At 46.5% G+C, this 25,643-nt stretch carries 22 protein-coding genes; 18 read left to right on the top strand and 4 right to left on the bottom strand.

What is annotated here, in order from left to right:
• Window positions 1-20 precede the first annotated feature (20 nt).
• From IEY13_RS23340 to IEY13_RS23330, 3 genes are read left to right on the top strand one after another with little or no spacing between them, the layout of a single operon-like run.
• Window positions 21-3,137, top strand: coding sequence for a glycoside hydrolase family 2 TIM barrel-domain containing protein (locus IEY13_RS23340; RefSeq protein WP_188956784.1), 3,117 nt, complete (start codon window positions 21-23; stop codon window positions 3,135-3,137).
• Between the two features lie 29 nt (window positions 3,138-3,166).
• Window positions 3,167-3,790 (top strand): hypothetical protein, encoded by a 624-nt coding sequence (locus IEY13_RS23335; protein ID WP_188956782.1) that lies wholly within the window; start codon window positions 3,167-3,169, stop codon window positions 3,788-3,790.
• Between the two features lie 45 nt (window positions 3,791-3,835).
• Window positions 3,836-4,222, top strand: coding sequence for an acyl-CoA thioesterase (locus IEY13_RS23330; protein WP_188956780.1), 387 nt, complete (start codon window positions 3,836-3,838; stop codon window positions 4,220-4,222).
• A gap of 572 nt (window positions 4,223-4,794) precedes the next feature.
• Here IEY13_RS23330 and IEY13_RS23325 read toward each other — a convergent pair.
• Window positions 4,795-5,457: a phosphohydrolase gene (locus IEY13_RS23325; protein ID WP_229687978.1), complete on the bottom strand. Its 663-nt coding sequence runs from the start codon at window positions 5,455-5,457 to the stop codon at window positions 4,795-4,797.
• A 102-nt stretch (window positions 5,458-5,559) separates the two neighbouring features.
• Here IEY13_RS23325 and IEY13_RS23320 point away from each other — a divergent pair, with 102 nt between their 5' ends.
• Window positions 5,560-6,036 (top strand): DUF695 domain-containing protein, encoded by a 477-nt coding sequence (locus IEY13_RS23320; RefSeq protein ID WP_188956778.1) that lies wholly within the window; start codon window positions 5,560-5,562, stop codon window positions 6,034-6,036.
• A gap of 59 nt (window positions 6,037-6,095) precedes the next feature.
• On the opposite strand, the gene IEY13_RS23315 is transcribed toward IEY13_RS23320, so the two are convergent.
• Complete coding sequence (locus IEY13_RS23315; protein WP_188956776.1) at window positions 6,096-7,967, bottom strand: M1 family metallopeptidase; 1,872 nt, start codon at window positions 7,965-7,967, stop codon at window positions 6,096-6,098.
• Window positions 7,968-8,078: 111 nt separating this feature from the next.
• Between IEY13_RS23315 and IEY13_RS23310 the strand changes: the two genes are divergently transcribed.
• The 10 genes from IEY13_RS23310 to IEY13_RS23265 all read left to right on the top strand — a co-directional run bounded on the left by IEY13_RS23310 (window position 8,079) and on the right by IEY13_RS23265 (window position 17,076).
• Window positions 8,079-8,279, top strand: coding sequence for a hypothetical protein (locus IEY13_RS23310; protein WP_188956774.1), 201 nt, complete (start codon window positions 8,079-8,081; stop codon window positions 8,277-8,279).
• A gap of 165 nt (window positions 8,280-8,444) precedes the next feature.
• On the top strand, window positions 8,445-9,176 hold the full coding sequence (locus IEY13_RS23305; protein WP_188956772.1) for an acyl-CoA desaturase: 732 nt from the start codon (window positions 8,445-8,447) through the stop codon (window positions 9,174-9,176).
• Between the two features lie 297 nt (window positions 9,177-9,473).
• Window positions 9,474-9,710, top strand: coding sequence for a hypothetical protein (locus IEY13_RS23300; protein WP_188956770.1), 237 nt, complete (start codon window positions 9,474-9,476; stop codon window positions 9,708-9,710).
• Between the two features lie 89 nt (window positions 9,711-9,799).
• Window positions 9,800-10,951 (top strand): HlyD family secretion protein, encoded by a 1,152-nt coding sequence (locus tag IEY13_RS23295; protein ID WP_188956768.1) that lies wholly within the window; start codon window positions 9,800-9,802, stop codon window positions 10,949-10,951.
• A 1-nt stretch (window position 10,952) separates the two neighbouring features.
• Window positions 10,953-13,187, top strand: coding sequence for a peptidase domain-containing ABC transporter (locus tag IEY13_RS23290; protein ID WP_229687977.1), 2,235 nt, complete (start codon window positions 10,953-10,955; stop codon window positions 13,185-13,187).
• Window positions 13,188-13,195: 8 nt separating this feature from the next.
• A complete protein-coding gene (locus IEY13_RS23285; protein ID WP_188956766.1) occupies window positions 13,196-13,570 on the top strand; it encodes an SRPBCC domain-containing protein in 375 nt (124 codons plus the stop codon).
• A 198-nt stretch (window positions 13,571-13,768) separates the two neighbouring features.
• The gene (locus tag IEY13_RS23280; RefSeq protein WP_188956759.1) at window positions 13,769-14,845 is read left to right on the top strand and encodes a fatty acid desaturase; all 1,077 of its coding nucleotides are present in this window, start codon (window positions 13,769-13,771) and stop codon (window positions 14,843-14,845) included.
• A 153-nt stretch (window positions 14,846-14,998) separates the two neighbouring features.
• Complete coding sequence (locus IEY13_RS23275) at window positions 14,999-15,982, top strand: FecR domain-containing protein (protein ID WP_188956757.1); 984 nt, start codon at window positions 14,999-15,001, stop codon at window positions 15,980-15,982.
• 112 nt (window positions 15,983-16,094) lie between these two features.
• Window positions 16,095-16,637 carry a YceI family protein gene (locus IEY13_RS23270; protein ID WP_188956756.1) on the top strand — a complete coding sequence of 181 codons (543 nt, stop codon included), beginning with the start codon at window positions 16,095-16,097 and terminating at the stop codon, window positions 16,635-16,637.
• Between the two features lie 85 nt (window positions 16,638-16,722).
• A complete protein-coding gene (locus IEY13_RS23265) occupies window positions 16,723-17,076 on the top strand; it encodes a cupin domain-containing protein (RefSeq protein WP_188956754.1) in 354 nt (117 codons plus the stop codon).
• Here the strand turns inward: IEY13_RS23265 and IEY13_RS23260 are convergent.
• Together IEY13_RS23260 and IEY13_RS23255 are read right to left on the bottom strand one after the other, a co-directional pair.
• Window positions 17,063-17,449, bottom strand: a complete 387-nt coding sequence (locus tag IEY13_RS23260) for a DUF779 domain-containing protein (protein WP_188956752.1) — start codon at window positions 17,447-17,449, stop codon at window positions 17,063-17,065. The two genes, IEY13_RS23265 and IEY13_RS23260, sit on opposite strands and share 14 nt — an antisense overlap.
• An 89-nt stretch (window positions 17,450-17,538) precedes the next feature.
• Window positions 17,539-19,071 carry an aldehyde dehydrogenase family protein gene (locus IEY13_RS23255; protein WP_188956750.1) on the bottom strand — a complete coding sequence of 511 codons (1,533 nt, stop codon included), beginning with the start codon at window positions 19,069-19,071 and terminating at the stop codon, window positions 17,539-17,541.
• Between the two features lie 156 nt (window positions 19,072-19,227).
• Here IEY13_RS23255 and IEY13_RS23250 point away from each other — a divergent pair, with 156 nt between their 5' ends.
• The 4 genes from IEY13_RS23250 (at window position 19,228) to IEY13_RS23235 (ending at window position 25,599) form a co-directional block, all read left to right on the top strand.
• A complete protein-coding gene (locus tag IEY13_RS23250) occupies window positions 19,228-20,154 on the top strand; it encodes an AraC family transcriptional regulator (protein WP_188956748.1) in 927 nt (308 codons plus the stop codon).
• 51 nt (window positions 20,155-20,205) lie between these two features.
• Window positions 20,206-21,423: a sensor histidine kinase gene (locus IEY13_RS23245; RefSeq protein ID WP_188956746.1), complete on the top strand. Its 1,218-nt coding sequence runs from the start codon at window positions 20,206-20,208 to the stop codon at window positions 21,421-21,423.
• A gap of 2 nt (window positions 21,424-21,425) precedes the next feature.
• The gene (locus tag IEY13_RS23240; protein ID WP_188956744.1) at window positions 21,426-22,985 is read left to right on the top strand and encodes an ATP-binding protein; all 1,560 of its coding nucleotides are present in this window, start codon (window positions 21,426-21,428) and stop codon (window positions 22,983-22,985) included.
• Between the two features lie 169 nt (window positions 22,986-23,154).
• Entirely contained in the window at window positions 23,155-25,599 is a 2,445-nt protein-coding gene (locus IEY13_RS23235) for a TonB-dependent receptor (protein WP_188956742.1), read from the top strand.
• Window positions 25,600-25,643: the final 44 nt, after the last annotated feature.

Genomic DNA, 25,643 nt, shown 5'->3' with positions numbered 1-25,643 from the left:
CATTCTGTAACTTTAACCTCATGACTATTAAAGGATTATTGCTGAGTGCGCTGGCGTTTCCCACAGCTTTTACCGCACTGGCACAGCCCGCCTGGCTGAATGAAAAGGTTTCTGAAGAAAACAGGCTACCCGCCCATGCCTCGTATTTTGTATATGAGAACAGCGAAAAAGCCGCTGCCGGCCAATGGCAGCAGTCAGCCAATTACCAGAGCCTGAATGGCAACTGGAAGTTTCAATGGCTGGAAAAGCCCGCAGACGCTCCCGCAGGTTTTGAGCAAACCGGTTTTGACGATAGTCGCTGGGCGCAGATGCCCGTACCCGGTAACTGGGAGTTGCATGGTTTTGGTTTTCCCATCTATACCACCTCCGGTTTTGAGTTTATGTACGTGATGCCGGATAAAAAAGCCGACCCACCCAAAGTACCTATGCAGGTGAATAACACCGGCCTGTACCGAAGGGTTGTGGATATTGGTGATAACTGGAATGGCAGGCAGATAGTATTACACATAGGCGCTGCCAAATCTAACCTTACGGTTTGGGTAAACGGAAAGTATGTGGGGTATGGAGAAGACAGCAAGCTGCCTTCTGAATTTGATATTACCCCTTACCTGTCTAAAGGCCGCAACCTGATTGTACTACGGGTAATGCGCTGGTGCGATGGTAACTATATAGAAGATCAGGATATGTGGCGCTTAAGTGGTATTACCCGCGATTGTTACCTGCTGGCCCGTAACACACAGCATGTATACGATGTGCAGTTTCAGCCTTTGTTAGATAGCACGTATACCCGTGGCACCTTGCAGGCAACGCTTACCCTTAACCGTAAAGCACCTGCTACCGGAACGGCCACTGTTATCCTTTCGCAGAAAGGTAAAGTAGTAGCACAACAAACTACCACTATTACAGACTCTATTTTACACCTGCAGATACCTGTTGCTAATCCCGCACTGTGGACTGCCGAAACCCCCAATCTGTATGAAACAGAAGTGCAGCTGCGCAATGCAGCTGGTGCCTTGCTGGAAGTAATACCGGGGCATATAGGTTTTCGCGAAATAGCTATCCGCAATGGTCAACTGCTGGTGAATGGGCAGCCGGTACTGATTAAAGGCGTAAACCGCCACGAAGCTAATCCACAGACCGGCCACGTAATATCTAAAGAAGCAATGCTGCGCGATGTACAGTTGATGAAGCAGTATAACATCAACGCCGTACGTACCAGTCACTACCCCAACAATGAATACTGGCTGGAACTGTGCGACCGCTATGGATTGTACGTAGTAGATGAAGCCAATATAGAATCGCACGGTATGGGCTACGATATTACCTATACCATGGCCAACCGCCCCACCTGGGCGCATGCACACCTGGCCAGAGTACAACGTATGATGGAGCGTGATAAAAACCACCCCTCCGTTATTATCTGGAGCATGGGTAACGAAGCAGGCAACGGGTATAACTTTTACAACGCTTATCTGTGGATGAAACAACGCGACAGTTCGCGCCCCATACAGTATGAAAGAGCAGTAGCCGACTACCGCCAGTTTAAATGGGAATGGAACTCAGATATCATAGACCCCATGTACCCTACGCCAGATGGTATGCTGCAATACGTAAAAAACAATCCGCATCCGCAGCGTCCGTTCATTATGTGTGAATATGCGCATGCCATGGGCAACTCCTTAGGCAACTTTGTAGATTACTGGAATGTAATACGCGAAAACAAACAACATTTTCAGGGCGGTTTTATATGGGATTTTGTAGACCAGTGCTTCCAGCGCGTTAACAGCAACGGCGACACAGTATACACCTACGGCGGCGATTACGAACCTGCGGAAGCCATTACCGATTGGAACTACGCTGCTAAAGGCATCTTTTACGCCAACAGAACACCGTACCCGCATGCATGGGAAATGAAGCATATATACCAGGACATACATTCGAAAAAAGAAGGCAGCAATCAGGTTCGTATATACAACGAGCGGTTCTTTACTGCACTGTCTAACCTTACCCTTCAATGGCAGGTATTGGTTAACGGTAAAGTGCATCAGTCAGGGGAGGTAACGGTACCTGCTATCGCTCCACAGCAGACGCAACTGGTAACTCTGCCGTTTACAACGCTGCCGGAGGGAGAAGCTTTTGTAAACCTTACCTACCGCCTGCAAAAGGAAGAACCATTAATGCCTGCCGGGCATGTAGTGGCTACGCAACAGTTGAAGCTGGGTGGTACATACATGAAGGGTGTTACCAGAGATGTTCCGGTAGTATTGAAGAATAAAACGCTGGCCAATACTATTGAACTGAGTGAAGGTGATATGTTGCTGGAGTTTAACAGGAAAACCGGCTTTTTACAACGCTATCGTTACAAAGGGGTAGAGCTGCTGGATAGTAATTACGGTGCAAGGCCTTCTTTCTGGCGCGCTCCTAATGAAAATGATTTTGGTGCCCAGTTACAGGTGAAACTGAAAGACTGGAAAACGGTTACTGAACAGCTTAAGCCTGAAATTCGTGTATCGGGCCCTGATGCCAAACTTAATACTGTAGAATTAATGTATTCGCTGGAACAGGTGCATGCTACCTTGTTTATAACATACGAATGTATTGGCAACGGAGCGTTACGTGTAACTCAGACGTTAAAGGCCGATACTTCCTTTCACACAGAAATATTACCCCGCTTTGGTATGCAGTGGATTATGCCCGCAGGCTTTGAGCAGATCAGCTATTACGGCAATGGCCCGCACGAAAACTATGCTGACAGGCAAGCCAGCGCTTTTGCAGGCATTTATAATCAAACAGTAGCCAGTCAGTATTTTCCTTATGTAATTCCACAGGAAACCGGTAACAAAACAGATGTACGCTGGTGGCGCATCAGCAACAGCAAAAACAAAGGACTGCTGATTACCTCAGACTCGTTACTGAGCATGAGCGCCCTGCATTATTTTGATAGCGATCTGGATGATGGCGAGAAGCGGCATCAGCGCCATGCAGCAGACCTAAAGCCAAGGCCACAAACGCAGCTGCATATTGATTGGAAGCAGATGGGCGTGGGCGGTATAGATAGCTGGCGTTCGCGGCCTATGACGCGTTATCAGTTACCTTTTGCCAACTATACTTACAGTTTTGTAGTAAAGCCTTTGTAAGCCATTGCAGCTGTTGCTATCTTTAGGGCATGTTAGAATTACCTGTTACTATACGCGTGCCGTTGCCGCACGAAATGCCGCATAGAGAAGATATGGAAGAGATATTGCAGAAGCGGAAGCAGGCCCGCATACAGGAAGGATTTATGTATACGCCTAATGATACGCAGCAGCTGCCTTTTACTTTTTACGCCGCTATTAACGTTAACAACTCCCGTTTATGGGAGGTGTTTGCTGCCTTAACAGCGCTTTTTCCCGATAAAGAGCTGAGTTGTGTCTATGGGCTGCACGACGAAGAACCGGTTACCACAGGCTATTTCCCCAGGGCGCATGTACTGGCCACACTGGAAAAATACCGCACCGAATTGACGCAGGATGCCTGGCTGGAGTTTGGCCTGCTGTTTCACACCAAAGAAACCCTGATAGAACTGTTTATTACCGAAAGCAAGTATATCAAATTCTGGGGCTCTGACAGGGCTGCCCTGGTAAAACTAATGCTGGATTTTGGCATACCGCAGGTGCAGAACCTGGCTTTTATAGATGAGTACCCTAAAATAAGTACGCCGCTCCGCAATTTTGTACCCACTGCCAAACATCCCGAATCGGTTATCCGCGGTTTGGATAGCGCGTTTGAAATAGACAGAAGCGCCTTATAACAACTTTACAATACTTTTACGCCCTGAAAATCCAAATCCGGCTTAATGACTTTAGACGAAAGATTAGCGAATTCTGAAACAAGGATATTTAAAGCAGTATTCCCAGGCACAACCAACCACTACGATACATTATTCGGCGGCACGGCTATGATGCTGATGGATGAGGTGGCTTTTATTACTGCTACCCGTTTCAGCCGCAAACGCATGGTAACTATTTCATCTGACCGTATCAACTTTACCAAACCCATTCCCGCAGGTACCATTATTGAACTGGTAGGCAAGGTAACGGAGGTGGGTAACACCAGCATGAAGGTTTCTGTAGAAATTTACATTGAAGAAATGTACTCCTTTATACGCGAAAAGGCCATTACCGGCACTTTCACTTTTGTGGCTATAGATGAGCACAAACATCCCATTAAGGTGTTGGAATAACAAAGGCTTACCGGGTGCTTTTTACAGCTGCTCCGTCAGATTTTTCCCTGACGGGAGCCACGTTTCTGTGTTTTCGTCACTTTATTTTCTCACCGCCCAGCTGGGCGACTGCATCCGAAAGCTTTAGGAAATGCTCCGGAAGCTTTTATTTTTCCCCGGACAACTTCCCGAAATGCTCCAGCAACTTTTATTTTTCGCGCCAGCGCTTTTAAATTACTCCGGCAGGTTTATAAAACACATCCGGTAACTTCTTTTTTGCGCCAGAAGGTTTACAAATTGCTCCCGTCAACTTGTAAATGTGCTCATAAGGTTGCCAATTCTCTTCCTAAGACTTATAATTTCAACGGGCAAGCTGGGCCGTAACATTTATAAGTGCTGTTTTAACAGCAGCCAGCGCTTGGCAAACATTCCCCAGCACCCCGCGCACTCCGTTAATATGGGCGGTGAATAACTGCTGCTGGCAGTTACCTTTCTAAAGCACGCGCCTGCTTTCCTAAAGCTTTGGGCGGGTTTCTATAAGCTTTGCCATGCTATCAACGCATTTATAAATGTGGTGCAACAGCAGGAAGGTGCTACCTGCCTGTTGCCTCGGCTGCAAGCTGCTTCATAAAATCCGTTAGTATGGCGGAGCGTTCTTCTGCCAGTTTTTTCCCACTTTCGGTATTCATCTGTGCAGGTAGTTTAAGCAGTTTTACCTGGAAGTGGTCTAACGCGTAAGTCTTATCATCCGGGGGACGATTCTGAGCCAGCGGGTCCTGCGCGTGAAACATTTGTGAGTGTAACAAGCCAGCTACATAAAAAGTACGGGCAATGCCAATTGCGCCCAGGGCTTCCATTCTATCAGCATCCTGCAATACCCTGGCTTCGTAGGTGAGGGGCGTAATACCTGCAGAAAAACTATGCGCATGTATGGCATGTGCCACGCTTTCTATCTTATCCTGCGGATACCCCTCAAACAAGGTGCGTAGTAACGTACTGGTTTTTTCTGCGCTAAGTAAAGAGGCTTTATTTCTGTCAGGGCTGTTTTTAGCAACCGCCACCAGATCGTGAAAATAACTGGCGGTAAGCAGTACCAGCAAATCGCCTTTGTTCCCTTCTGCCATATCAATAATACGGCAGGTGTTCCACACGCGTGTAAAGTGGCTTATGTCATGTGCGGCATCGCTGTTATCTGTATGTTGTTGCAGGTAACTGATAAATGTTGCTTCCCATTGTTGTAGTGATATTGCTGTCATTTAGATGGTGTATATGGTGGTTGCAAATGTGATTAGTTTTTTTATTTCGGCAGGAAGTTTTTACCTTGAACCATCAAGTGTTAGCAACCAACCCTACTCCATATGTCTTTCTTTAAAAAATTGTTCGAAGCCCCTGCGGGCCCGGAGCCGGTTGAACCTATATTCCCCGGCGATGACTTTGTGGAACTTGAATGTGATACTGTTGATGGCCCTGCATTAGCCTTTATCAACAAGTCTTATCACGCTTATCACAACAAGCAGGCATTCCCTTATCAGGTTATGGTAGAACTGGAAAGTATTTATACTGATGAGGAAGGTTATGCCACAGACGCAGATGCTATGCGGTTGAATGAAGTAGAGAAAGATGTGCTTGATTTTTTAAGAAGCAGAAACACCGTGCATCTGGTAGGTCGTGTTAACCGGAAGAATTTCCGCGATCTGCTTATTTACATTGATGAGCCGCAGATGACGCAGGAAGAAGTGAATGAATTATGCGATGAGATTATGACGGAGCGGGGTATTAATTTTTCCATTGAGAAAGATGAGGAATGGAATGCAGTAGGCGGCTTTTTAGCATAAAGTAAAAGGCCGGTATACCTTTAACAGTACACCGGCCCATATTATAAAAGTGCTGTTGCTTATTTGCTCCAGATGTTGTCTTTAGGAGTAGCATCCATATACAAACCACCTTCCAGTTGTACGGTGCGGATGGTTTTATTACCCGGTATAGTTACCTCTGCCTGGCGCTGGTTCGTTTGCCATATGCGGGGTGTCTGGTGCAGCGTGGTAAAAGAGCCGTCGGTAAAACTGACAATTACATCAAACGGAATAGCAAAGCCGCCTTTGTTGTACACCGTTACTACCGTGTTTTCTCCTTTCTTAACCACATCCTTTACACTTACATCAATATAGTTGTTGGTAAAAAACCAGTTGTTCCAGTACCAGTTCAGGTTTTCGCCGGTGGCATCATTAAAACTGTAGAAGAAATCCCAGGGTATGGGGTGTTTGCCGTTCCAGCGGTTCATATATTCCTTCAGTGCTTTTTTTAACAGGGTGTCGCCCAGCATATCTTTCAGGCCCAGATAACTTAACGAAGGTTTGCCATACGCATTGTTGCCATAGCCGGAACCGCTTAGCTGAGACGACAGGGAAATAATAGGCTGATCTTCTTCCGTAGAAGGATCGTTAATATAGCGGGTTACGCGGAACATTTTGTAAAAGCGGTCAGCCTCCTCTTTGCCTTTTTCGGCAATACCTATCAGGTATTCCAGCGTGGTAGCCCATCCTTCATCCATAAATGCATAACGGGTTTCATTAATGCCCATATAGAAGGGGAAATAGGTGTGTGCTATTTCATGATCCTGCACCAGCTGAGAAAAGCCCAGGTCGTCTGTGGTAGCGTCATTTACCATCATGGGGTATTCCATATCCGCATATCCCTGAAAGGCCGTCATTTTAGAGAAAGGATAAGGCACGCCGGGCCAGTTGTTCGAAAACCAGTTGAGCGCGTAATGACTGTTTTTAACGGAAGAATGGAAGTCTTTAGCCGTATCGTTATAGGCTGCCTGAACACTGGCTCTGCGGCCGGTGCTGCTGTCTACCATTACACTGGCGGCATCCCATACAAAATGATCGCTGATGCCGTAAGTAACATCGGCTATATGGGCCGCTTTAAACTTCCAGGTGTTCCAGTCGTTCTGCTGCGTAACTCGCTGGCGCTTCATATCGTTAAAGCTGGCAATGTTTACCACTTCATCAGAAGCAAAGGTTTTTTCCAGCTTTTTGGCTATGGATGGCTGTAATACCTCTTTAGGGTTTTGCAGATCACCCGTTCCCCATACCACAAAGTTTTTGGGAGTTTTTATCTCCACTTCATAATCATTGAAGTCGCTATAGAATTCCACGCGGTCGCTGTGCTCTATGCGGTCCCAGCCGTTATAGTCATCGTATACCGATACGCGTGGGTAAAAATAGGCGAGATAATAGGTGGTACTGTCAATCATGCCTTCCCGGCCGCTTTCTACCGATACGTCGTAATGCCACGTAATATGCAGCTGCGCGGTTTCGCCGGAGGGTATTTCGCGTGGCAGACGCACGTTGGCAACCGTGCCAACGTCGTTATTAAAGCTTATCTGGCGACCATTAACCATAAACGTGTCTATGGTTACCCCGTTGCTGAGAAAATCTTTGCCCACGTAACCGGAGCGGGGCGATTGTGGTTTGTGCAGATTACAGATAAGTCTTATTACCAGCGATTGCAGCGCATCCGGGCTGCCATTGTAGTAAGCAATGTCTTCGCTGCCGTAAATGGTTTTGTCAGGTGGGTTTACAGTTACGCGGATATTGTAATTGCCCTTGTTTTGCCAGTATTTATTGGCGGGTTTACCGTCTAACGAGCGGGTGCCGCGTGCGTAGGCGTTCTCAATATTTCTGGGGTGGTATAAATCCTGCGCCTGAGCAGTTACAGCCAGTAAACCAGTAACCAGGCATCCACTGAAAAATTTTAACATAAAAGGAAAAACGGTTTAATGTGCTTCTAAAAGTACGGCAAGCGGTTGAAACGGATTTGCTTTTTGGCACAACTCTTGAATTTCTACTAAGCATAACCAAAAATATTTTTTATGAAAAACATTTTAATTGCCGCTGGTATTGTAGGCGCAGCCACCGCTGGAGTGATATTGTATATGAGAAACCGCAACAAAACATCTGAAACTTTACACGATGTAGCGGACGCAGCTGGTGATGCCCATGAAGGCGTAAGAAGATTCTTCAGAAAGTCTAAAAACGAAGCAAAACGTGAGTATAATCACGCTATGTCTTAATCGAACTTTTTTAACGTTTACAATTTAGTAAAGGCGGCTTCTTCCGGAGCTGCCTTTTTTTTACTAAATATGCAAAAAAAATAGATGCCGATGCGCGTTTGCATTGCGTTATCTTCGCAGGCCTCGTGTGATGGGGCTTACTTATTAAACTAGATTTTGTGATTTATGGCTATTCTCATTTTTTTCCTCGCTCATTGGTTCTTGTCTCTCTTTTGCCAGACGTTTTTCCTGCACCGGTATGCTTCTCATAAAATGTTCACCATGAATAAGTTCTGGGAGCGTTTTTTCTATGGGTTTACCATTTTTACCCAGGGAGCGTCCTTTCTTAACCCCCGTGCGTATGCCATCATGCACCGCATGCACCACGCTTACAGCGACACGGAAAAAGATCCACATTCTCCCCACTTTTTTAAAGACGTGTGGGAAATGACGATGCAGACCAAAGAAATTTATCTGAACTATGCTAAATATAAGGTAGAACCTGAAAAGGCATTCCGTGGCAATTACCCTGAATGGCCGTTTTTGGACAGAATAACCAATTACTGGAGTGTTCGTATCATGTTTGGCCTGGCATACCTTGCTTTTTACATTTACTTCGCTACTGCCTGGTGGATGTTTCTGTTACTGCCTATACACTTTTTTATGGGGCCAGTACATGGCGCTATTGTAAACTGGTGCGGACATAAATATGGTTACTCCAGCTTTGATAATGAAGATCACAGTCGCAACACTGTACCGGTTGATATTTTCCTGATGGGCGAGCTGATGCAGAATAACCACCACAAAAGCCCTAACAGTATCAACTTTGCAAAAAAGTGGTTTGAGTTTGATCCTACATACCCGGTAATACTGGTACTGAATAAATTGCATATCATCCGTATTAAACGGGAGTTTTAATGACCTCCGGCAAAATGACATTGACAAAGTGGCTTTATATAAGCCACTTTTTTTATGCGTTCCTGTTTTTTAATATTTTTCCCGCTTTACGTAAACAAAACCGGTTTGGTTTTGTTTCGGAAATAAAATTGCTACCCTTCTGCTTTGGCAGCATCTTTGGGGAAAACACCGATGTAATTACAGAAGCATTAATGCGCTAAAATCCAGTTGATCCTTTTTTGAAGAACCAGAGGGGTAAGCCGAAAAGCCTTAAAGAATAGAGTAGGCGCTAATCTTTTTCTTTAACAACTGGTAATTATGAAAATGCAAGAATTGACTTTTGATGAGATGGTAAATACCAATGGCGGCGCTGGTCTGTCTGGTCTTCTGAACATCAAACTGACTACAACTACTAATGGTAATTCACAAAGCACTGAATTGAATCTGGGCTTAGGTACAGTAACCGATCTGTTAGAAGGTCTGAACCTGAACAACCTGTTGGGCGGCCTTAATCTGGGCGGCTTAAACCTGGGTGGTTTACTGGGTGGCCTGTAAGCAGTGGCATTGACAAAAGAGGGATGGTCAGCGGATCATCCCTCTTTGTGTTTACTCATCCCTTTCCTCACCCTATTTATGTGTGTACTATGCAAGCACCCACGCAAATTTTTCCTGCGGGCGTAATTGAGAACAGTGTAGAAAAGCACTTTCACGATTATCATCCGCGCACCAAAGCTATATACCTGGCCCTGCTGGCAGCAGTGTTTATTGCCTTTATTGCCCTGTTTTTTATTAAAGTTGACATTTCGGTAAGAAGTGCCGGTGCCTTTCGTTCTGTAGCCGAGCGCTCAGAAATACGCGCTTCTGTTAGCGGCGTAGTGGAAACGGTGCTTGTTACCGAAAACCATGCGGTAAAAGCAGGGCAACCTTTGCTGAAGGTAAATGCACAGCAGGTAAATGAAAAAAGCACACTGGAAAGCAATCATTACTCTGAGTTACAGGCGCAACTGCACGATCTGGAAATTATTACAGGCAATTCCGAAGCGACGCTGGTAACGCGCATGTACCGGCAGCAGTACAGTTTGTATCAGCAGCGTATAACCGATGCCCGTATGAAGCTGAATGTAGCCTTGCGTGCCTATAACCGGTATGCGGCGCTGTATAAAGGCAAAGTGGTATCTACCGGTGAGTTTGAAAAATACGAATATGAAAAGAATGCCGCAGAGAGTGAGTTGTCGCTGATTAAGCAGCAGCAGATAAGCCAGTGGCATGGGGAGTTAACGGCCATACGGTTACAGTTACAGGAAGTAAAGGCCAGCCGCCTGGTAACGGCGCAGGAAAAAGGCCTGTATACCATAACAGCTCCGGTAAACGGCTATATACAACAACTGAAAGGCATACAGGCCGGCAGCTTTGTATCGGCCGGTGAATTACTCGGGGAGATTACGCCCGATTCTACGCTGATAGCAGAAGCCTATGTGGCTACCAGAGATATTGGCCTGCTGAAAGCCGGTACGCCGGTACGTATGCAGGTAGATGCTTTTGATTATAACAGCTGGGGCGTACTCAGCGGAACGGTACAGGAAGTATCGCAGGATGTATTTACGGCTGAAGGTCGTGCGCCGTTTTTTAAAGTACGCTGCCGTATGCAATCACCCACGCTGCAGCTGCGCAGTGGCTACAAAGCGCAGGTAAAAAAGGGTATGACGTTGCAGGCGCGGTTTCTGGTAACGCAACGTACCTTATATCAGCTGCTGTACGATAGAATTGACGATTGGTTAAACCCTAACAACGCCTGAGATGATGTTATTCTCGCGAAAAAAGATTGCGGTTAAGCAGCGGGATATTACCGACTGCGGCGCTGCCTGCCTGGCTTCTGTGGCAGCGCATTACGGCCTGGCTATGCCGGTGGCGCGTATACGCCAGTATGCCTCTACCGACCAGAAAGGCACCAATATTCTGGGCCTGATGGAGGCGGCCGGTAAACTGGGCTTTTCTGCCAAAGCGGTAAAGGCCGGTATGGAGGCTATGGCCGGTGTGCCTTACCCCGCCGTTGCCCATGTTATTCTGCAGGAAAAACTGAGCCACTACGTAGTGATATATGGCGCGGATGCCAGAAATGTTACGGTGATGGACCCGCTGGATGGCCGCATGCACAAATGGCCCAAAGATGTATTCCGCAAACAGTGGACAGGCGTATTGATGCTGCTGGCACCCGGAGAATCTTTTGAGCGGGGCGACACAACCGTACCAGTGGTTACCCGCTTTGCTTACCTGTTAAGGCCACATAGGTCAGTATTACTACAGGTGCTTACCGGCGCAGTGGTATATACGGTACTGGGGTTATCCACTTCCATTTTTCTGCAAAAAATTATTGACAATGTATTGCCTGATGGCAACAGAAAGCTGCTGAACCTGATGGGCATGGTAATGCTGCTGATTTTGTTGCTGCAGTTTTTTATCAGCCATGTAAAAACCATATTAACCATACAAACCGGCCAGCAGATAGATGCGCGGCTGATACTGGGCTATTACAAGCACCTGCTACGCCTGCCGCAGCAGTTTTTTGATACCATGCGGGTAGGGGAGATTATTTCCCGGTTGAATGATGCGGTAAAAATCCGTGTGTTTATTAACGAAGTGCTGGTTAGCCTGGCTGTAAACGCTTTTATACTGCTTTTTTCTTTCGGGCTTATGTTTACCTCTTACTGGAAGCTGGCGGCTATTATGCTGGGCATTGTGCCGCTGTATGCGCTGGTATATTTTTACGCCAACCGGGTAAATAAACAAACACAGCGTAAGCTGATGGAGCATAGTGCCGACCTGGAAGCGCAGCTGGTAGAATCTGTACACGTAGCCGGAACCATCAAGCGGTTTGGGCTGGAAACCTATTTTAATATTAAAACAGAAGACCGGTTTGTAAAAATGCTGCGTACGGTATACCGTTCTGCCATTAACGGTTTGTGGACGGCCAACAGCAGCCAGCTGATTACGTCTGTATTTACCATACTACTGCTTTGGATAGGGGCTTCTTTTGTGCTGGATAGTAAAATTACACCGGGCGAGCTGCTGTCTTTTTATGCGCTGATAGGCTATTTTACCTCACCGGTAGTATCGCTGATTGGTATGAACAAAACCATGCAGGATGCTTTTATTGCCGCAGACCGTTTGTTTGAAATAATGGATCTGGAAAAGGAGGTGGAAGGGCAGCGCGTAACACTTACCCGTGAAATGACGGGGGATGTGCGGTTTAAAGGCGTGCAGTTTCGTTATGGCTCACGCGTGCCGGTGTTTGAAGGGCTGGACCTTACCATTGCCAAAGGCAAAATAACGGCCATTGTGGGCGAAAGCGGCTCTGGTAAAACTACGCTGCTGTCGTTATTGCAACATTTGTATCCGCTACAGGCCGGGCATATTTACATTGGCGATCATGATATCCGCTATATCAGTGCAGATAGTTTACGTTCGCTGGTGTCGGTAGTGCCGCAGAAGGTAGACCTGTTTGCCGGTAATGTGGTAGAGAATATTGCAGCGGGGGAGTTTGAGCCGGACATTGCCCGGTTACTGGTGGTGTGCAAGGCGGTAGGCATACTGGAGTTTATTGAGCAGTTGCCTAATGGACTGGCTACCTACCTGGGGGAGAATGGGGTAAGCCTTTCCGGCGGGCAACGGCAGCGGCTGGCCATTGCACGGGCATTATACCGCAACCCGGAAATACTGATTATGGATGAGGCTACTTCTGCGCTGGATTCTGCCTCGGAGCAATGTATACAGCAGTGCATACAGCAGCTGCGGCAGGCAGGAAAAACCATTATTCTGATTGCGCACCGGCTAAGTTCGGTTATACAGGCCGATACCATACTGGTAATGCACAACGGCAAAATAACAGAGGAAGGCAGCCATGAAAGTCTGTTACAGCAGGGTACGGCTTATTATAGAATGTGGGAGCAGCAGTTTCCCATGATCAGCCAGCTGAAGCGCAGCCGGGTAAAAACTGTAATAGTTGAAGACATACATTTACCTTCGCAGGAATAGCAATGAATATGAAGGACTACAAAAAATACCATATCCTGCCGGCTGAACCTGAAGAAGTGTATGTTGCCCTTACCAATCCCGCCACCATTCAGTTGTGGACCGGTGAGCCTGCTATCATGTCAACCGAGCCAGGTTCTGAATTTGCCCTGTGGGATGAGAGTATTGTAGGCAAGAACCTGGAATTTGAGGAAGGAAAGAAAATTGTGCAACAATGGTATTTTGAGCAGGAAGAACCTTCTATTGTTACATTGAAAATGCACCCGCACAAACAGGGCACCTCACTGGAAATAAGGCACACCAATATTCCGGACGAGGAATATGACGAAATTGTAGAGGGCTGGGAAGATATGTACCTGCGCTCGCTTACCGAGTTTTACATTTAGCAGGCAGATGCGTCCAATATTAAAAGCACTTTAAATAAAAAGGTTTTAGCTTTTGGGATGAGGAAAAACACCTATCTTGTTCGTGTGTCATTTAGCGAAGGATTCTGTATTAACCACTATGTATCCCCCATAGTTCCGCATTAGTCTTTGTAATCTGATATTATAACCAATTTCTTCATCCCCTCAACTGTGTTTCGCATGTCTTTTTTAGATTATGTGCTGGAGAAGCCATCCTATGGGTGGACGGATACTTCCGGCGCCCTTTCCGTTCCTTCCAGCCGTCAGCTGCTTTCTGAGTTTTTTTCCCGGCTTAATGTTGTAAAGTGTAAAAAAAACTGGCTATCATTCTTCAGCTGGTTTAAGGTAGCAGCGTTGCTGCCGTTTTTTCTGGTGTTTATGTTTCAGTTTTTTTCGTGGCAGTTTTTTGTAGCAGGTTTTCTGTACAGTATGGTGTTAATGGGTACGCATGGTACCATATGGCACCACCGGTATTGTACACACCAGGCCTACACATTTAAAAATAAGTTCTGGCGGTTTATTACCCGCAATCTTTCGCTCAAAATTATTCCCGAGGAAATTTATGTTATCTCGCACCATGTGCACCACGCCAAATCAGACCAGCCTGGCGATCCTTACAACGCTTCCGGCGGTTTTCTGTATTGTTTTCTGGCAGATGTAAACCATCAGCCTATTGCACGTACACTGAATGAAAAGGATTACGACAGGGTTGTACGGCTGATGGCGCATACCGGCGTAAAAAGCAACAATTATCAGCAGTATCAGAAATGGGGTTCTGTAGCCGGCCCCCTGCAAACCATTTTGCACTGGGTGTTAAACTGGGGTTTTTGGTATGGTGCTTTTTATATGATAGGAGGCCATGGGTTGGCCTGTGCATTATTTGGCGGTGCCTTTTTCTGGGCCGTAGGTGTGCGTACCTTCAATTATGAAGGCCATGCCAAAGGAGAAGCAGATAAACAGAGAGATGGCATTGATTATAACAGGCAGGATAATTCCATCAATCAGTTATGGCCGGGTTATGTGGCAGGTGAGTGGCATAACAATCACCATTTGTTCCCTTCCAGCGCCCGTTCCGGTTTTCTGCCTTACCAGTTAGATCTGGCCTGGTGTTATATCCGGTTTCTGAAGGGTATAGGCGGTGTAAGCAGTTATAAAGATTCGCGTAAGCAATTTCTGGAAAGATATCATACGCCCTTTGTTGAAAAGAAGCAAAAGGAAGCAGGCCAGCCTGTAGAAATGTATACGGAACGGACTTAATAATAGCCCGGTTGGTCGGTATTAAAATACAATTTATCGGTAAAGCGCTGACTGATACAGCTGCTTGCCGGTTACATGCTCATCTGTGAAAAACACCTCTGTATATGTGCCGGATAATACAGTACATTTACGGCTTTGTATCCACTTCCCGCTTTGACAGAAGTAAACGTACATATAGCCAACCTGTTGCTTTCCCGTATTATGGAGGGAGATGAAACGGCCTTTCACGTAGCCTTTAATCAATACAGAGATAAAATATACGCTATATTATATACTATTCTGCGCGATCAGGCTGCTGCCGAACGGATATTGCTTTGTGTTTTTGAAGATGTATGGCGCTTCCGGGAAACCCTGCCCGGAGCATACGGTTTTAATGCCTATATAGATATTCTGCTGTGTAAATACCTGCATGCCGTATGTGAAGAAGGCGGAGAAACCATGTGGCTGGAAAAGCAGCTATGGGAAAAAAATGGAGCCAACCTGGCTTCTATGCAGGCTATTAAGATAGATAAAGAAAGGGCAGAGGAATTGTATAGCCATCTGCAAAAAACGCTGGCATGGAAAGTGGCGGGAACCCGGTGGAAATTACTGTTGATGGCTGCACTTATTACCGGCGTTGTAGCGGTAGGTGTTGTATGGTTTAATAATTACTACCGTGCTTTCCATACCTATATTACCCGCAAGGGCGAGCGGAAAACCTTTATTCTGCCCGATGGCACCAAGGTAAGGCTGAATAGCGGGAGCACGTTACGGCTTGCCGGTGGTTATGGCAGCAACCGGCGGGAGATGGAGTTAAAAGGGGAAGGTTATTTTGAAGTAAAGAGAGATACCGCACACAAATTTGTTGTACATACTGCTGCCATGAACATACAGGATGCCTGCGCGGCTTTTAGTGTACGGGCTTACCCGCACGAAAAGGCGGACATGGCAACTGCTATTGGTGGAAAAGTAAACGTTACGCTTAAAGATAAACGGAATGCTACCACCTACCGCGTAGCCCCTATGCAAAAACTTACCGTAGCTAAACCTGCTTATTCAGAAGGGGAAGCAAAACCCAACCAGCCCCGTATAGAAGTACTGGATACCAGCCAGCAAACCAGCGCGCCCCGCGAAATTTCATGGATGATGTCGGAATAGTCTGTGTTTTTATTTTTGATTTTTTTTCTTAATCCAGGTTAAGTGTAACACCCTGCCGGTAATACTAGCTTTGTGTTATCAAACAAATCAAAAAATATAAAAACATACAACTATGGCAACTGCAAAATGGGTTTTAGATAATGCACACTCTGAGTTAGGTTTTAAAGTAAAACACTTAATGATTTCTACTGTAACCGGCAAGTTTGGCAAATTTGATGTACAACTGGAAGCAGGTAAAGAAGATTTTACCGATGGTAAAGTAGTGCTTACTGCTGCTATCGGTTCTATAGATACCGGTAATGAACAAAGAGATGGGCACCTGAAATCAGGCGACTTTTTCGATGCAGAAAAATATCCTGAAATCCGTTTCGTATCTACTTCTATCCGCAAGTCTGACAACAAAGGCGATTATATAGCCGAAGGTGAATTAACGATCAGAGATGTAACCAAAACCATTGCTATTCCGCTGGAATACGGTGGTACGGTGCGCGACCCCTGGGGTAATACAAAAGCTGCGTTTAGCCTGGATACCAAAATTAACCGTAAAGAATTTGGCTTAGGCTGGAATGCGGCACTGGAAGGTGGTGGTGTACTGGTGGGAGAGGATATCCGTATTCTTGCAGAAATTCAGTTAGCAGAACAGCCTGCTGAGTAGTGGATGTTGGAATTTGTGAATGGTAAAGCCCTTTGCTTTTGCACGGGGCTTTCTTTTTATCTTTCAATACATTTAAAAGCAACTTATGTTTACTGTAACACGCATATTTAGTGATGCCAATGGCGACAGCCATTTTGAAACCAAAGAAATTCCTTTACAGGAGGCCGGTGAAATAGGCTTGCTGTCTGATGCCCTGCCGGTAAAGAACCTGATATTCCGCGAGGTGGTACCGGCGTATGACTACGATTTTCATACAGCTCCGCAGCGGCAGTACATTGTATTGCTGGATGGGGAAATTGAAATAGAAACCTCACTGGGTGATAAAAGAACTTTTGGCCCGGGCGAAATACTTCTGGTAGAAGATACCACAGGCAAGGGGCATAAAACCCGTAACCTGAAGCCCATACGCCGCAAATCGTTATTTATTACCCTGCCTTAATGGTAGTGCTTTCTGCGGCTTCCAGCCCAGCCACTTCCTCCTCTGTAAAAAGGCGCGAGCGTATCATAAACCGTACGCCCAGCGGTATTTCCAGCGAAAAGCTGCTGCCTCTGCCGGGTGTTACGTCCAGTATCAGCTGTGTATGCTTCCAGTAACCAAACTGATCGCGGTGCATATAAAACGGGCAGCCGTCGGGCTCACCCAGCAGTACATCACTGGCTCCGGTTTTAAACTCTCCCGCAGCAAAACACATGGGCTGCGAGCCATCGCAGCAACCTCCGCTCTGGTGAAACATCAGCGGGCCATGTTGTTGCCGCAGGCGTTGTATCAGTTGTAATGCAGCTTCGGTAGCTATCACTCTTTCCGGTGTCATAATATAGTATTGTATCGTACATAAAAAAGCACCGGGGGCCCCTTCTGCCCCGCGGTGCGCTCACTATTGCATACTCCTCTTGTGTGTAGTTAAAAGAACCCCAGCTTATCTTTACTGTAAGAGATGAGCATGTTTTTGGTTTGACGGTAATGGTTCAGCATCATTTTGTGTGTTTCTCTGCCGAAGCCCGATTTTTTGTAACCACCAAAGGGTGCATGTGCAGGGTAAGCATGATAACAGTTTACCCATACACGACCGGCCTGAATGGCGCGGGGCACCTGATATAACTCATGTGCATCACGGGTCCATACCCCTGCTCCCAAACCATATAAAGTATCGTTGGCTATCTGTAGTGCTTCCCCGGTAGAAGAGAAAGTGGTTACGCATACCACCGGCCCAAAAATCTCTTCCTGAAAAATGCGCATTTTGTTGTTGCCTTTAAAAATGGTAGGCTGTATGTAATAACCATGCTCCAGCCCGCTGTTCTGATGAAAAGCTTCGCCGCCGCACAGCACCTGCGCGCCTTCCTGTTTGCCAATATCCAGATAGCTGAGAATTTTGTTGTACTGATCTTCACTGGACTGTGCGCCCATCATTACCGTGCCATCCAGCGGGTTACCCAGTTTAATGGCTTTGGTGCGCTGTATTACACGGCTCATAAACTTGTCGTATATTTTTTCGTGTACCAGTATACGGCTGGGGCAGGTACATACTTCGCCCTGGTTTAAGGCAAACATAACTGCTCCTTCCACGGCTTTATCAAAAAAGGCATCGTTTGCATCGCCAACACTTTCAAAGAATATATTAGGGCTTTTGCCGCCCAGTTCCATGGTAAGCGGAATCAGGTTTTCAGAGGCATACTGCATAATCAGTCTGCCGGTAGTGGTTTCACCGGTAAAAGCTACTTTCTGAATACGGGGCGAGCTGGCCAGTGGCTTTCCTGCTTCCACACCAAAGCCGGTAACTATGTTCAGCACCCCTTTGGGTAAAATGCCATCAATCAGTTCCATCAGGCACATAATACTGGTAGGCGTCTGCTCTGCCGGTTTTACTACCACACAGCATCCGGCTGCCAGTGCGGGCGCTATTTTCCAGGCGGCCATCAGCAGTGGAAAGTTCCAGGGAATAATCTGGCCTACTACGCCAATAGGCTCGTGCAGGTTAATACTTACGGTAGTTTCGTCATGCTCGCTGATGGTGCCTTCTTCGCTGCGCAGCACCCCGGCAAAATACCGGAAATGATCTACAGCCAGCGGCAGATCCGCTGCACGCGTTTCGCGCAGGGCTTTGCCATTATCAATGGTTTCTACCACGGCCAGGTATTCCAGATTGTCTTCTATTACCTGTGCAATTTTCAGCAGCAGGTTGCTGCGGTAGGCGGCACCGGTTTTACTCCAGGTGGTAAAAGCTTCGTGGGCGGCGTCAATGGCCTTATCTATATCACGTGCGGTGCCACGTGCGGCGCGGGTAAAAACCTTGCCATCTATGGGGGAAATATTGTCGAAATAATCGCCATCGGCAGGGGCAACCCATTGTCCACCAATATAATGATCGTATTGTTCTTTAAAACGGGGGCGTTGTGCCACATCGCTTTTGGGTGCGGCGGCTGTTGCGTTACTCATACAGGAAGCATTTTTAATCGTTAAACAATACCGCTAAGGTTGCGTAAAGCCGGGGTAAGGCGCTTGACTTTAGTACTTTTTTATAGCACGATTGTACCTTTTGTTTTGCTGCCGGGCGTAAATAAGGGTAACTTGTATTACTAAACGATTGCGGCCATGCAGGTAAAGAACTGTTTGCAAAAGATGGCATTAACACCCGCTTCCGGTTTACAGCAACTGGTAGAAAACCGCCGGGTTTTTAATCTGGAAAAATGCGAGCTCAATGTATTTGAAAGCTACCAGAACGCCTACCATGTTCCCCTTACGTTTAACGATCTGGTGATTACCAGTATGGTACGCGGTAAAAAAGTGATGCATCTGTTTGATCAGCCTGCTTTTGATTATCTGCCGGGCGAAACCGTAATTGTACCCTCCCGGGAAACCATGATTATCGATTTTCCGGAAGCTACCATGAGCAGCCCCACGCAGTGCATAGCCCTTGCGGTAGACGCGGGTTATATTAACGATACCGTGAATTATCTGAATCAGTATTACAATGCCGGTGAAGAAAAGCATAACTGGCACCTGCACTTTAACCAGTATCATTTTGAAAACGACAGTGAGGTTACGGAGCTGATTAATAAGTTGATACGGGTATGCAGCAGTGGCGATACCTCCAAAAACATTTATGCCGACCTTCATTTGAAAGAGCTGTTAATCAGATTAATACAAAGCCAGCATCTGCAGCAGGTAGCCGGTGAAGTTACGGCTGGCAGTAACGGCACCCGCATGCACTATGTGCTGCATTATATTCATGAACACCTGACGGAGAAGATAGCGGTGGATGCCTTAAGCCGTAAAGCCTACCTGAGCCGCAACATCTTTTTCAAATGGTTTAAACAGCAACTGGGCATTACGCCGCTGGACTATATTAACCGCGAAAGAGTAAAGCTGGCCAAACAACTGCTGGGCCAGCCTAAGTACAGTATACAGGCGGTGAGTAGCCTGTGTGGCTTTAGCGATGTAAATTATTTTATACGCGTATTCCGCAAAACGGAGGGAACTACCCCTAAAGCCTGGCAGCGCCATTTACCAGCGCTTTGATTTTTAGCGGTTCTGCCAACTATTTCCCGCCCGCGCGGTTAATGCTGTAATATGCAGAACGATCTTAGCCCCATTGAAAAGAAGCTGACAGCCATTATTGAATATGCGCCTCTGGGTATTGTGGAACTGGACGACCAGGGTACTATTATCCATGTAAACATTGCGGGAGGCGAAATACTGAGGCCCATACGGCAGTATTTTCAGTTGTACGATGATAACTTTTTTCCCCTGCTGGAAAAAATGGCTCCCACTGTGCTGGAACGGCTACAGCTGTACAAAGAGGAGAGTGGCCCGGTGCTGGTATCGGAAGTGTATTGCTTTACCATGCCTGGTTATGGCGTTCGTTATTTCAACTATATCGTTACCCGTATTTATAAAGACTGTACCGTAATAAGCTTTGAAGATGTAACGGAGAAGCAGGAGCGGGAAAAGGTGATGCAGCAGATGCTGACGGATAAGGCTGTAGAGCAGGGCAAGCTGGAGATAGCTTCGGGCGTGTTGCACGATATAGGCAATGCGGTCGTGGGGTTTGGCGCTTACCTTAACCGTATACGCAGCTGGCTGGATAAAGACAATACGGCTACCCTGCAGCAGCTGGTACAATTTTTTGAGGCGCAACAAACAGCAATGGAAGGCGCATTGGGGGAAGAAAAGGCCAGAGCTGTAAACACATTACTGCAGGGCGTAATACTGGCAAGAAAGGAGGAGCACGAAATGGTATCCAGGGCGGTAAAGGAGCAGTATAATATTATTAACCATATACAGGAGGTGCTGAATATTCAGCGCCAGTATGTAGTGGGCCAGGAATTGCGGGAGCGAAGGCCGGTTGCCCTGTTTCAGCTGGTGAATGATAGCCTGGCCATGCTGCATGATGCGCTGGATAAACATGGGGTGCAGGTATATGTGGATGTACCTGGCACATTGCCGGTAATTAACGGCGACCGTACCCGGCTAATGCAGGTGATGTTGAATATGCTGAAAAACAGCCATGAGGCGTTTACTAACGATATATCTGATAAAAGAATTCAGATACGCGGTTATGTTTTACAGGGGTGGCTGGTTCTTGAAGTGGAAGACAATGGAGTGGGATTTGAACCGGAACAGGCAGCCCGTTTTTTTGAACGGGGTTTTACCACCAAATCGTCTGGCACAGGCCTGGGCCTGTATAACTGCCGGGCTATTATTGAAAGCCATTCCGGCAATATCCGCATCAGCAGCGAAGGGCCGGGCCGGGGCGCTGTAACAACTATACAATTTATAAACCACTGAACATGAGTGATGCTATAAACGCTTCCGTGCTGGTAATAGATGATGAAGAGCTGGTGCGTGATAACATAGAAGAAATACTGGTGCCGCATAAAACAACAGCAGCCCATCAGCTGGTGAATGAGGCCGCCGATATTTTGTTCAGTGGTACAAAGCCTATTCTGGAAAACCGCAATACCGATTTGCCACGGTTTACAGTAGATAAGGCCTCTAACGGTATGGAAGGGGTGGCAAAAGTGAAAGCGACACTGGATGCCGGTAAGCCCTATGCCGTAATTTTTCTAGATATGCGCATGCCAGGGTGGGATGGCCTGCAAACAGCTATTGAAATAAGAAAGGTGGATACCAAAGCCGAGATTATTTTCGTAACCGCTTACAGCGATAAAACCATTGAAGATATTGTAGCCCAGGCCGGGCAAAATGTAGGGTACCATTGCAAACCCTATGCCTCGGAAGAAATAATACAGCTGGCCACCAAAGCGGTGAACGATTACAGCAGGTTGCGCAATATGGAAAAGTTGATTGCCGCCATTTCCTCATTCAGTTTACATGCACACGATCTTACGCCTTTATTGAAGAATATTCTGGAACAGCTTTCTGCCTACGTAGGCTCTGAAACTGCGTTGCTGGGCAGGTTGTATGAAGATCTTACCTATGAAAAACTATTTGCCATAGGGCCGGTGGAAAGCAGGATTAATGTAGAAGAGCTGATTAAAACCATACAGGCGGCAGATATTAAACAGGAAGAGGTGCGGCAGGTGAAAGAGGTGATTATGACCCGGCTGGACCACTACACTATCTTCATTATTACCCAGCAGCAATTAAAAACGGAAAAGATATACCTGCTGAAGCTGTTTATGCAGAATGCGGCACGGGCCATACAGAATGCGGAGTTGTACGAAAGGGTAATGCAGCAGGAAAAGCTGTCTGCTGTAGGCAAAGCTATTGGCATGGTAATGCACGATTTGCGTGGGCCGGTAGGGGCCGTTAAGATGATTGTGGAAATGATGGAAATGGAGGGCATACAAAATGAATGGATGGCGCCGCTGAAAAAGTCGGGCAATGAGGCCATGGCTATTTTTGAAGATTATCTGGATTTTCTGAAAGATATAAAGGCAAAGAAGCAGCTGCTGGCATTGCTGCCGCTGGTAAAGGAAATAGTGCAGCAGATACAAGACAGGAGAGCAGTTGCTCAGTTACAGATAGAAGTGCAGGTGCAGGAGCAGCTTATGGTGAATTGTGATGAGAGTAAAATGAAACGCATTTTAGCGAATCTGATTAATAACGCCATTGATGTATTGGTTGATTATAAGGTGAGTAACCCCCGTGTAACCCTGCGTGCTGCTAAAGCAGCGTTGAACGATAACGTACAGATAGAAGTACGCGATAACGGGCCGGGTATTGCCCCTGGCATTATGAGAACCTTGTTTGAGCCCTTTGTAACCAAACATAAAAGCTATGGCACCGGGCTGGGGCTGGCCATAGTAAAGCAGTTTGTAGAAGCCCATGGTGGCACTATAACCGTACATAATGATGGTGGTGCCGTTTTTCTGATTGAGCTGTAATATGGCTTATGCTGCCTGATATATGGTAAGTTTTCCGTTTCAGTAAAGTGTATTTCCCGATTTCATAAAGGTATTTGTCTGCCTGCCGGTAGTTTCGCCGGATAATTGCTCCGTGTGAATAGCCATGCTATACCCCCTGCCTCTGACAACACTGTAAACCAACTTATAGATGAAAATTGCAAACATTTTTATAGCAGTGTTATGTACACTGCTATGCGGCCAGCTACTGGCACAAAGCACCATTAAAGGAACTGTAAAAGACAACGAAGGCAATGCGCTGGAGCAGGTAAACGTATTGTTGATTCCGGGTAACCGCCAGGTATTAACGGATAAAAAAGGAGAATATACATTCTCAGGGCTGGCAATGGGCCGGTATGCGGTTCATTTTTCGGTAGTAGGCTTTAGAGAAACGAGTAAGAGCATACGCCTGGAAGATGGAGAAACGCGTATGGTTTCTGTTGATATGATGCATGCAATAGAAGAGTTACAGCATGTAGAGGTAGTGGGCCGCCGCGAAAGTGGTTATAAAAACAGTACCACGTTTGTGGCTACCAAAACCGCTTCCTCGCTGCGTGATGTTCCGCAATCGGTTAGTTATGTAACCAAAGAGGTGATAGAGGATCAGCTGGCTTTTAAAACCAGTGATGCTATTAAAAACATCAGTGGCGTTAACCAGTACTCCTATAACAACAGCGATTTTGTGCTGCGTGGCTTCCGGGCCAGCAGTGTAATGGTAAACGGCCTTCGTGTTTCTACCCGTGGCTGGAGCCAGAACCTGCTGCCTTATGTAGAAAGGCTGGAAGTAATTAAAGGCCCTGCTTCTGCACTGTTTGCCAATACAGACCCGGGTGGTACCATTAATACTGTTACCAAAAAGCCGCTGGATGAAAACCGCAAAGCCATCAGTTTTGTAACCGGCAGCTTTAATACGTATCGTTTTACTACAGATTTTACCGGGCCTGTAAATGAATCTAAAACCTTACTGTACCGTTTAAACGTAGCGTATCAGAATGCACAGTCATTCCGGGTGTTGCAGGAAGGCGAGGCTATGGTAATTGCTCCATCCATCTCGTTTATTCCCGATGATAAAACCAGAATCAACTTTGATCTGGTATATCAGCTGAACAAAGGCCGGTTAGACAGAGGGCAGCCGATTTTTGGTGCTACTGCAGGAACTGATTTGTATTCTACCCCCATCTCTTTTGCGGTAGGCAGAAGAAATGATTATCAGAACGAACTGAATCTGTTCTCTACTATTTCTGTACAACGTAAAATCACCAGAAACATCTCGTTCAACGCTTCTTATATGAAGTCTATGTACGATGAAGATTTGCTGGAGCATCGTACCTCTAACCGTTATGGGGTAGATGCAGACGGAAAGGAAATTCCTACACTGATGGGTATGCAAACCATCCGCCGCTTACGCAAAAATTATCTGGATAACATCAGCAGCTGGTTTACCGCGGAGTTTAATACAGGCATTGTATCGCACAAGCTGGTGGTAGGGTACGATCATATTAACGAGGTATTTCCTGTAGGCAACTCTACTTATAATGCCGGTGGTTTTCTTACCGCAGATGGCAGGGGTACTATCAGTACTTACCGGCCCGCCGAAAGGGAGAAATACCTGATTGTAAACAATATGCCGGTGCCGAATGTGCCCTACTTTAATCTGGCCAATCCGGATTATTCCATTTCTGAAATTTCGCGCTATATAAATGTATCTGCGGCAGAAACGCCCACAAAGTATTTTGTAAACGGTATATATGTACAGGAACAGCTGCGCGCCGGTAAATGGCAGATGTTACTGGGGCTGCGCCAGGAGTATTATGTAAATGTGCTGGATTATACCAAAGCCAATCAGCGTAACATAAAGCAAAAGGCTCTGATACCACGTATTGGAGTGGTGTACACGCCACTGGAACCCGTTAGCCTGTACGGTACTTATACAGAAGGCTACCAGCCTCAGAGTGCAGTAACCATTGCTAACCCGGATATATACGGCGGACCTTTTGATCCGTTAATCAGTAACATGGTAGAAGCGGGTGTGAAAATGGGATTGCTTCATGGAAGACTGGCGGTAAACGTTGCGGCCTACCGCATACGGCAGAATAATATACTGCGGAATGCGAACGCTGCTGACAGGCCCGATTTAATGGAGCAGATAGGGCAGCAGCAGTCTACTGGGGTAGAGGTGGAGATGTACGGCAAAATACTGCCTAACCTCAGCCTTACTACCAATTATGCCTATAATGTTACCAGGGTTACCAAAAGCGATGACAAAACGGAAATAGGCAATATTCTGCCAAACGCCCCAAAAAGTCAGGGTGGTGTTTGGGCCAAATACCTGTTTGCCGGTAAAATGCTGAAGGGATTGGGCATAGGCGCAGGTGCCAACTTTGCCACTACCCGCGTTACCGACAGTGATATTTTACAGTTGCCCGGCTATGTGGTTGCTAATGCAGCATTGTATTATACGGTTGACAAGTTTAAAGTGAGCATGAACCTTAACAACGCGCTGAACAAAACATATTGGGTGGGTGGTTTTGATTTTAACCGCCTGTTTCCCGGCGCACCCCGTCATTGGATGGCATCACTCGCATATACTTTTTAATTCCCCCTCTTTCTCTGTGCTATAAAAGAAGTTCTGTTATCAAC

Source organism: Filimonas zeae (assembly GCF_014641615.1).
In the GTDB taxonomy this organism is placed as follows: Bacteria; Bacteroidota; Bacteroidia; order Chitinophagales; family Chitinophagaceae; genus Filimonas; species Filimonas zeae.
This window is presented reverse-complemented; position numbering and strand designations above follow the sequence as displayed.